Origin of the sequence: Streptomyces sp. SID486 (genome assembly GCF_009865385.1) — a bacterium.
Taxonomy (GTDB): domain Bacteria; phylum Actinomycetota; class Actinomycetes; order Streptomycetales; family Streptomycetaceae; genus Streptomyces.
The window spans coordinates 1-8,480 of the sequence record NZ_WWJT01000010.1 but is presented as its reverse complement, the minus strand read 5'-3'; the positions used below and the strand labels follow the sequence as shown (position 1 = coordinate 8,480).

The following is an 8,480-nucleotide window of genomic DNA, read 5'->3' as shown; positions in this document are numbered from 1 at the left end:
CCCCACAGGCCCTGCCGGCGCTGCTGGACGCGGCCCGGAGCCGTACGGACCTGCGCCCGGCGGCGCTGGCGTTCGCGGGCCCGCGCGCGCTGTGGCTCGCCCGGCTGAACCCGGACTGGCGGTTCGCCCTGCGCGCGGCCCCCGGCGGCGGCGCGGCACTGCCCGATGCACAGGACGCCGAGGCGGTGGCGCGGTTGTGGCAGGAGGGCCTGTTCGCCGAACGGGCGGCGCTGCTGGGCGCGCTGCGTGACCGCGCGCCCGCGCGGGGGCGGGAACTCCTGGAGTCGACGTGGGCGACGGAGCGGGCGGAGGACCGCCTGATGTTCCTCGACTCGCTGCGCACCGGCCTGTCGGACGCGGACGAGCCCTTCCTGGAGCGGGCGTTGGGGGACCGCAGCCGCAACGTCCGGGCGACCGCCGCGGAACTGCTGTCGGCGCTGCCGGACTCGGCGCTCGCCGGCCGCATGGCCGTACGCGCGACGGCCTGCGTGGCGCTGGACCGCATGGGGGACGCGCCGGCGATCACGGTGGAGGCGCCGCCGGAGTGCGATCCCGGCATGGAGCGGGACGGCGTCGCGGCCACCCCACCGGCCGGCCGGGGGGAACGGTCGTGGTGGCTGGGGCAGTTGGTGGAGGCCGCCCCGCTCGGCACCTGGCCGGAGCGGCTCGGCGGTCGGACGGCCGAGGAGATCGTGGCGCTGCCGGTGGCGGACGGCTGGCAGGGCGAGCTGCACGCGGCCTGGTGCCGGGCGGCGGTGCGGCAGCGGGACCCCTCGTGGTCGCGGGCGCTGCTCGGCTCTCCGTCGGCTCCGGAGGCGGGCGGTCCGGGCGCGGTGTCCCTCGCCGAGCGGGCGAAGCTGCTGGCCGCGCTGGAGCCGGCCGAACGGGCGGAGTGGGTCGCGGGGTTCATCGCCACCCACGGCCTGTCGGAGGCGTTCCAGCTGCTCGGCGGGTGCGCGGTGCCGTGGGCCCCGCCGCTCGGCCGGGCGGTGGTGGACGCCCTCAACATCGCCCGGGACGCGGGCAGTTATCCGTGGAGCTTCAGCGGGGTGATGGGGCTGGCGGAACGCTGCCTGGACCCGGCGGAGACCGTGCGCCTTGAGGCGCTGCTGGCGATACCCGACGAGCGGGAGGACGCCGCTCCCGGCGCCGGCGGGTACTGGGCGGAGGCGTTCCAGCGGCTGGTCACCACGCTACGGCTGCGGGCGGCGATGACGCGGGAGCTGACACCGCCCGCACCACCCGCACCACTGGCACCACCGGCACCACTGGCACCACACGCACCACTGGCACCACCGACACTGCCCGCCGAGCCGCCCCCGGCAGCCGTCGCCGTCGCTCAGCCCCCGGACGCGGCCGGCTGACGGACGTTCTCGCGGACCCACTCCACGATGGCCGTGGTCGTCGCCCCCGGGGTGAAGATCTCCGCGACGCCCTTCTCCTTCAGCGGCGCGATGTCCTCCTCCGGGATGATGCCGCCGCCGAAGACCAGGATGTCCTCGGCCTCCCGCTCCCGGAGCAGGTCGATGACCGCGGCGAACAGCGTGTTGTGGGCACCGGAGAGGATGGACAGGCCGATCGCGTCGGCGTCCTCCTGAATGGCGGTGTCGACGATCTGCTCGGGCGTCTGGTGGAGGCCGGTGTAGATGACCTCCATGCCGGCGTCGCGCAGGGCGCGCGCGATGACCTTGGCTCCACGGTCGTGGCCGTCGAGCCCCGGCTTGGCGACCACCACGCGGATCGGACCGGCTGCCACACCCATCACTGCCTCCATCATGCAACCACGGAAGCGATCGCTTCCGTCCGTATCGACAAGTACCGCACTTATGGCGCGGTCCGCCACCGTCGAAGTGAACGAACGTTATCTCCAGCATCCCGCGGCCGACAGTTTTACGGAGGGCGGCGAGGGGGAAATCACATGGTGGGACATGAGGGCACACGGGGGACCGAGCCGTCCGCCGACGTGCCGACAGGAGGTCGGCCAATGAAGGTCACCGGGGTGTTGCCGCCGCTCTTTATCCCGCTCTGCCGCCGTCTGTGGCCTGGCAAGCTGGCCGGACTGTCCCTGACACTGCTCCGTGCCACGGCCCTGGAGGCCGCGATCCTGGCCGGGCACCTCCTGCTCTATCCGACCGGCCTGATCCAGGAGCGCCGCTCCGCCGTCCTGCCCGCCACCGACGGCGCGGCCCGGCTGCCGGTCCGCAAGGGCCCGCCGGTCGTGCTGCTGCACGGTTTCATCGACAACCGCTCGGTGTTCGTCCTGCTGCGGCGCACCCTCGCGCAGCACGGCCGCCAGCGGGTCGAGTCGCTCAACTACTCTCCGCTGACCTGCGACATACGCATCGCGGCGGAGCTGCTCGGCCGGCACATCGAGGAGATCTGCGAGCGCACGGGCAGTGCGCGGGTCGACATCGTGGGACACAGCCTCGGCGGCCTGATCGCGCGCTACTACGTCCAGTGCCTCGGCGGTGACCTGCGGGTACGCACGCTGGTCACGCTGGGCACCCCGCACTCCGGGACCCGGGTGGCGCCGCTGGCGGACGCGCACCCGATCGTGCGGCAGATGCGGCCCGGCTCGGCGGTGATCGAGGAGCTGGCCCGGCCCGCGACCGGCTGCCGGACCCGCTTCGTGAGCTTCTGGAGCGACCTGGACTCCCTGATGGTCCCGCTGGAGTCGGCCTGCCTGGAGCATGCCGACCTCGACGCACAGAACGTCCGGGTGACCGGCATCGGCCACCTCGCCCTGCCGGTGCACCCCGCCGTGGCCGCCGGGATACGTGAAGCCCTCGACGCCTCACACCCCGAGGAGCGGACCGCCGACGGCCTCACCGTGGCCTGATCGCGACCGTGACCCGAGAGCCCATGACGGTGACCTGAGGGCGGCGTGACCGTGGCCCGAGAACCCATGACGGTGACCTGAGGGCGGCGTGACGGTGGCCCGAGAACCCATGACGGTGGCCTGAGGGCGGCGTGACGGTGGCCCGAGGCCGCCCGGCGGGCAAGAACCCGGCCGGAGCGGGTACCCGCAGAGCGGTCACCCAGCCGGAGCGGAAGGAGGAGCGGCCGGAACGCGCGAGCGCACAGCCCGCGCACAGCCGTCACATCGCCACTCGACATCGAACACTCTTCGAACGCAAGGCCAAGGTCACGCCCGGGGTCCCCCGAAACACGGCCGAATGCCCGTTTCCGGCCCGCGCGAAACAGGCCGAAGATTGTCGCGCCCAGGTACCGCCGGGTACAGTCGCCGCACTGCTCTGGCAGCCCCTGTTGTCGAGGCGAAAGAGAAGTTGGTGAACGACCGTCACCCGTCGGGGACCATGACCTCCCCGGCCCCGGCTTCCGACGCCTCCACCGCGCACTACGCGCCGTACGGGGCACAGGAAGCCCACTACGACGACCTCACCACGTCCGGCGGTTACGACGCCACCGGTTTTGCCGGCGGTTCCGGCGACGCCACCGCCTTCCATGCCGACCCGCTCTTCGGCAGCCTCCCGGGCAGCGAGCAGACCACCGGCTCGTACGACACCGCGCAGTGGCAGGCCACCACCACCGGCCAGACCCCCGCCTACGACCCGTACGCGGCCCAGCACGTCGGCGCCTACGACACGGGTGCCTACGACAGCACCGCCTGGTCCCTCCCCACGCAGGCCACCGGGAGCGACACCGGCGGCTGGGAGTCCTGGGAGGGTGACACCGGGGCCTGGCTGCAGCCCGGCCCCGGCGCCGCCGAACCCACCCAGCAGTGGGAGTGGGGCACACAGACCTTCGACACGGGCACGTACGACGCCACCCAGTGGAACTCCGCGGGACAGCCCGGGCCGGCGGACCCCGGCCAGGCCGGTGAGCCGTTCGACCAGCAGGCCACCGCCACGTTCGCGGCCGCCGGCGAACCGTTCGACCAGCAGGCCACCGCCACCTTCGAGACGGTCGGTGAGCCGTTCGACCAGCAGGCCACCGCCACGTTCGTGGCCGTCGGCGAGCCGCACGCCCCGTTCGAGCAGACCGGTGGCCCGCACGCGGCCACGGAGTTCGAGCAGGTGCCGTACGAGGACACCGCCTTCGCCGACCGGTCCGCCGGTCAGGACGAGAGCGAGGGCGAGCCGGACGCCACCGGTGAACTGCGCGCCGTGTCAGGACTGTTGGACGAGCAGGAAGAAGTCACCTCGCTGCCGGCACCCCGAGCGGGGTCGCGCGGCGGGGCCCGCTCCCGGCGTCGTACGCCCGCCAAGCGCTCCGCGCTGCTGACCGTCGCCGTGCCCTCGGCCTGCGTGATGGGGGTCGCCGGGATCGCCGCCGCCTCGGTCGGCGCCCTCACCGACGACTCCGCGGACGCCACCACCACCGCCTCGGACGCGCACGCGGTCAAGCCGTCCGTCGCCAACAGCAAGCTGGACACCCAGCTGAAGACGCTCTCCGCCGGCGCCACCGACTTCGCCGACCGGGCCAGCCGGACCCAGGAGCGGATCGACCTCAAGGCACAGCAGGAACTGGAGAAGAGGAAGGCCGCCGCGGAGGCCGCGCTCAAGGAGCGGCTGCGCCCCAAGTTCGCGCTGCCGGTCACCCAGCACGGGCTCAGCGCCTACTTCGGCCAGGCGGGCGTGAACTGGATGTCGGTACACACCGGCATCGACTTCCCGGTCTCCTACGGCACCACGGTGATGGCCGCCACCGACGGCACCGTCACCACCCAGTGGAACAGTGCCTACGGCAACATGCTGATCCTGACGTCGAAGGACGGCACGCAGACCTGGTACTGCCACCTGTCCAGCTACCGCGTCGCCTCCGGAACGACCGTGAAGGCCGGCGACCCGATCGCCTACTCCGGCAACTCCGGCAACTCCACCGGCCCGCACCTGCACTTCGAGGTCCGGCCGGCGGGCGGGGCGGCCATAGACCCGCTGCCGTGGCTGCGGAGCCACGGACTGGATCCCAGCTAGTCACCTTCTCGACCCCGTGGAGGCCCCGCTTTTCAGCGGGGCCTTTGCCGACGGGTTACAGCTTCTCGACCGGCGCGTACCGCAGCAGCAGCCGCTTCGGCTTGGTGTCGCCGAAGTCGATGGTCGCCTCCGCGTTCGCTCCCGTGCCCTTCACCGCGACGACCGTGCCGAGCCCGAACTGGTCGTGGGTGACCCGGTCCCCCACGGTCAGCGCGACCACCGGCTTCTCCGCGGTGCGCCGGGTGGCGAACCCGGAGGCGCCCGAGGCCGAGGAGCGCGAGCGGCTCGACGACAGCGAGGCCGCGATCCCCGAGGCCGGCCCGGACGACACCGGCGCCGCGGCCCCGGTCCGCTTCCACTCCAGATGGGTGCCCGGGATCTCCTCCAGGAAGCGGGAGGGCGGGTTGTACGACGGCTGGCCCCAGGCGCTGCGCAGGGTCGAGCGCGTCAGGTAGAGCCGCTCCCGCGCCCGCGTGATGCCGACGTACGCCAGGCGCCGCTCCTCCTCCAGCTCCTTGGTCTCGCCGAGGGCGCGCATGTGGGGGAAGACGCCGTCCTCCATGCCCGTCAGGAACACGACGGGGAACTCCAGGCCCTTGGCGGTGTGCAGGGTCATCAGCGTGATGACGCCGTCGCCGTCCTCCTCGTCCGGGATCTGGTCGGAGTCGGCGACCAGGGCGACCTGCTCCAGGAAGTCGGCCAGCGTACCGGCCTCTCCTTCGGCGCGCTCCTGCTCGAACTCCAGGGCCACGGCGGCGAGTTCCTGGAGGTTCTCGATACGGGTCTCGTCCTGGGGGTCGGTGGAGTTCTGCAACTCCGCCAGGTATCCGGTGCGTTCGAGTATGGCCTCCAGCACCGTCGCCGGTCCGGCACCGGACTCCACGACCGTACGCAGCTCCTCCATCAGCGTGTTGAACCGCTTGACCGCGTTGGTGGAGCGCGCGGCCATGCCGTACGCCTCGTCCACGCGCTTCAGGGCCTGCGGGAAGCTGATCTTCTCGCGCTGGGCGAGGGCGTCGATCATCGCCTCCGCGCGGTCGCCGATGCCCCTCTTGGGGACGTTGAGGATGCGGCGCAGCGGCACCGAGTCCTCGGGGTTGGCGAGGACGCGCAGGTAGGCGAGGACGTCCCGGACCTCCTTGCGCTCGTAGAAGCGCACTCCGCCGACGACCTTGTAGGGCAGGCCGACGCGGATGAAGACCTCTTCGAAGACTCGGGACTGGGCGTTGGTGCGGTAGAAGACGGCGACGTCACCGGCCTTCGCCTCGCCCGCGTCCGTGAGGCGGTCTATCTCGTCGGCGACGAACTGGGCCTCGTCGTGCTCGGTGTCGGCGACGTAGCCCGTGATCCGCGCGCCCTGGCCCGCGTTGGTCCACAGGTTCTTCGGGCGGCGGGACTCGTTGCGCTCGATGACCGCGTTGGCGGCGGACAGGATGGTCTGCGTGGAGCGGTAGTTCTGCTCCAGCAGGATGGTCGTCGCGTTCGGGTAGTCCTCCTCGAACTGGAGGATGTTGCGGATCGTCGCGCCCCGGAAGGCGTAGATGGACTGGTCCGCGTCACCTACGACGCACAGTTCGGCGGGCGGCACGTCGTGCTCACCGGGGGGCACGTCCTCGTCGTGTGCGCCGGTGCCGACCAGCTCGCGGACGAGGGCGTACTGGGCGTGGTTGGTGTCCTGGTACTCGTCGACCAGGACGTGCCGGAAGCGTCGGCGGTAGTGGTCGGCGACGTCCGGGAAGGCGCGCAGCAGGTTGACCGTCGTCATGATCAGGTCGTCGAAGTCGAGCGCGTTGGCCTCGCGCAGGCGCGACTGGTAGAGCGCGTAGGCCTGGGCGAGGGTCTTCTCGAAGCCGTCGGTGGCCTGGGCGGCGAAGTCCTCCTCGTCGATCAGCTCGTTCTTCAGGTTGCTGATCTTGGCGCTGAAGGACTTGGGCGGGAAGCGCTTGGGGTCGAGGTCAAGGTCGCGGCAGACCAGGGCCATCAGGCGCTTGCTGTCGGCGGCGTCGTAGATCGAGAACGACGACGTGAAGCCGAGCCTCTTGCTCTCCCGGCGCAGGATGCGCACGCACGCGCTGTGGAAGGTCATCACCCACATCGCGTTCGCGCGCGGGCCGACGAGCTGCTCGACGCGCTCCTTCATCTCGCCCGCGGCCTTGTTGGTGAAGGTGATCGCGAGGATCTGCCCCGGGTGGACGTTCCGCTCCGCGAGCAGGTGGGCGATGCGGTGGGTCAGCACCCGGGTCTTGCCGGAGCCGGCGCCGGCGACGATGAGCAGCGGAGAACCGGCGTGCACGACGGCGGCGCGCTGGTTCTCGTTCAGCCCTTCGAGGAGGGCCGCCGCGTCGAGGGCGGGGCGGGGGGCGCCGTCGCGGTAGTAGGCGTCCCGGTCCGGCGGCACGTCGAACTTCCCGCCGAACAGATCGTCCGGAACCGGCTCCGGAGCGTGATCGTCCTCGGGCGGCGGCGGGGGCTCCTCGTCGCGCCCGCGAGGGGCCTGGAGGTCCGCCAGGAAGCTGTCGTCAAAGAGGCTGCTCATCGCTCTCCGAGTCTAGGGCGCCCCACCGACAACCGGTCGCCGTCCCCCGAAGATGGCTCACTTCCCGGACAGCCGGCCTCCCCGCCGACGGCCCCCGCTGACCGCTCACCCAACGGAAGCGCCTGGTCACAGGCGCATGAACCTGCCCTCAGGTCACGGAAATGTATCGGACATACCTCGCACCAACCTTCACAGAAGACACACGAGTTGGCTAGGTTGCCGTCAGGCCGCACGACCCCTCTCCGGCGAACGTCGCCGGGCCATGCGGCCTCCGCCGAGTCCGGCGCGCCCCGCACGGTGCCCGGAGCCGGGGACCCACCGATCCTGGGGTGAATCGGCCGACTCCCGCCCGGGACGACGCCGTAGGGCAACCCTTCCAAGCACCCGCCCGAACCCGACAGCTAACCCGGTAGGCGGAGCACGGAAGGAGTCGCCTCCCTTGGCGTCGCACCGCAAGCCGCGCCCCGGCGGACCCCAGGCGGCGGGCATCCGCACCCCCGCCCTCGCCACCGCCGCCCTCACCTCCGTGGCCGTCCTGTCCCAGACGGCCGAGGCCGTTCCCGGGACCGGCCACGGCAGGCCGAGCCTGGAGGAGGTGGAGCGGAAGATCGACGAGCTCTACCGCCGGGCGGACACGGCGGCCGACACGCCCGGTACGGGCAGAACACGGCCGGACCGCTCCGACCGCACCGACCGGCCGGACCGCTTCGACCGCATCGACCGCACCGACCGGCCGGAGCGGGCCGCGCGCGGCGAGGGGACCGAGCGGGGTGAGCGCGCCGAGGCCCCGCGGCGGCGCGCGGACAGCCTCCAGCGGCTCCGGGAAGAGGTCGCCCGCCGCGCCCAGCACCGCGCCCTGCCGCCCCAGCGCGGCACGCTCCCGGGCCATCGCGACGCACTCCCAGACCAGCACGCAGCGTCCGGGGAGCAGCACGCAGCGCTCGGGGAGCAGTACGCAGCACCGGCTGAGCAGCACGCAACGCTCGGGGAGCACCACGCAACGCTCG

At 72.4% G+C, this 8,480-nt stretch carries 5 protein-coding genes, 1 pseudogene and 1 riboswitch; of the genes and pseudogenes, 4 read left to right on the top strand and 2 right to left on the bottom strand.

Annotation, left to right across the window (positions count from 1 at the left end):
* A partial coding sequence (locus tag GT045_RS00870; RefSeq protein WP_237538244.1) for a DUF5691 domain-containing protein occupies positions 1-1,364 on the top strand: 1,364 nt, incomplete at its 5' end.
* Here GT045_RS00870 and GT045_RS00865 read toward each other — a convergent pair.
* Positions 1,340-1,762 (bottom strand): cobalamin B12-binding domain-containing protein, encoded by a 423-nt coding sequence (locus tag GT045_RS00865; RefSeq protein ID WP_161296586.1) that lies wholly within the window; start codon positions 1,760-1,762, stop codon positions 1,340-1,342. The genes GT045_RS00870 and GT045_RS00865 overlap by 25 nt on opposite strands.
* Positions 1,763-1,984: 222 nt before the next feature.
* Here GT045_RS00865 and GT045_RS00860 point away from each other — a divergent pair, with 222 nt between their 5' ends.
* Together GT045_RS00860 and GT045_RS00855 are read left to right on the top strand one after the other, a co-directional pair.
* On the top strand, positions 1,985-2,839 hold the full coding sequence (locus GT045_RS00860) for an alpha/beta fold hydrolase (protein WP_161332976.1): 855 nt from the start codon (positions 1,985-1,987) through the stop codon (positions 2,837-2,839).
* Between the two features lie 451 nt (positions 2,840-3,290).
* Positions 3,291-4,937 carry a peptidoglycan DD-metalloendopeptidase family protein gene (locus GT045_RS00855; protein ID WP_161332975.1) on the top strand — a complete coding sequence of 549 codons (1,647 nt, stop codon included), beginning with the start codon at positions 3,291-3,293 and terminating at the stop codon, positions 4,935-4,937.
* A 55-nt stretch (positions 4,938-4,992) separates the two neighbouring features.
* Here GT045_RS00855 and pcrA read toward each other — a convergent pair whose 3' ends face one another.
* Positions 4,993-7,473 (bottom strand): DNA helicase PcrA, encoded by a 2,481-nt coding sequence (gene pcrA, locus GT045_RS00850; protein ID WP_161293651.1) that lies wholly within the window; start codon positions 7,471-7,473, stop codon positions 4,993-4,995.
* A 262-nt stretch (positions 7,474-7,735) separates the two neighbouring features.
* Positions 7,736-7,904: riboswitch (cyclic di-AMP (ydaO/yuaA leader) on the top strand.
* Positions 7,905-7,912: 8 nt separating this feature from the next.
* Here pcrA and GT045_RS39310 point away from each other — a divergent pair.
* Positions 7,913-8,480, top strand: a pseudogene (locus GT045_RS39310) (hypothetical protein); the annotation flags it as partial.

Bases quoted from the DNA above. Each gene is read 5' to 3' on its own strand.
- GT045_RS00865 (WP_161296586.1), bottom strand. From the start codon at position 1,762: ATGGGTGTGGCAGCCGGTCCGATCCGCGTGGTGGTCGCCAAGCCGGGG.
- GT045_RS00860 (WP_161332976.1), top strand. From the start codon at position 1,985: ATGAAGGTCACCGGGGTGTTGCCGCCGCTCTTTATCCCGCTCTGCCGC.
- pcrA (WP_161293651.1), bottom strand. From the start codon at position 7,473: ATGAGCAGCCTCTTTGACGACAGCTTCCTGGCGGACCTCCAGGCCCCT.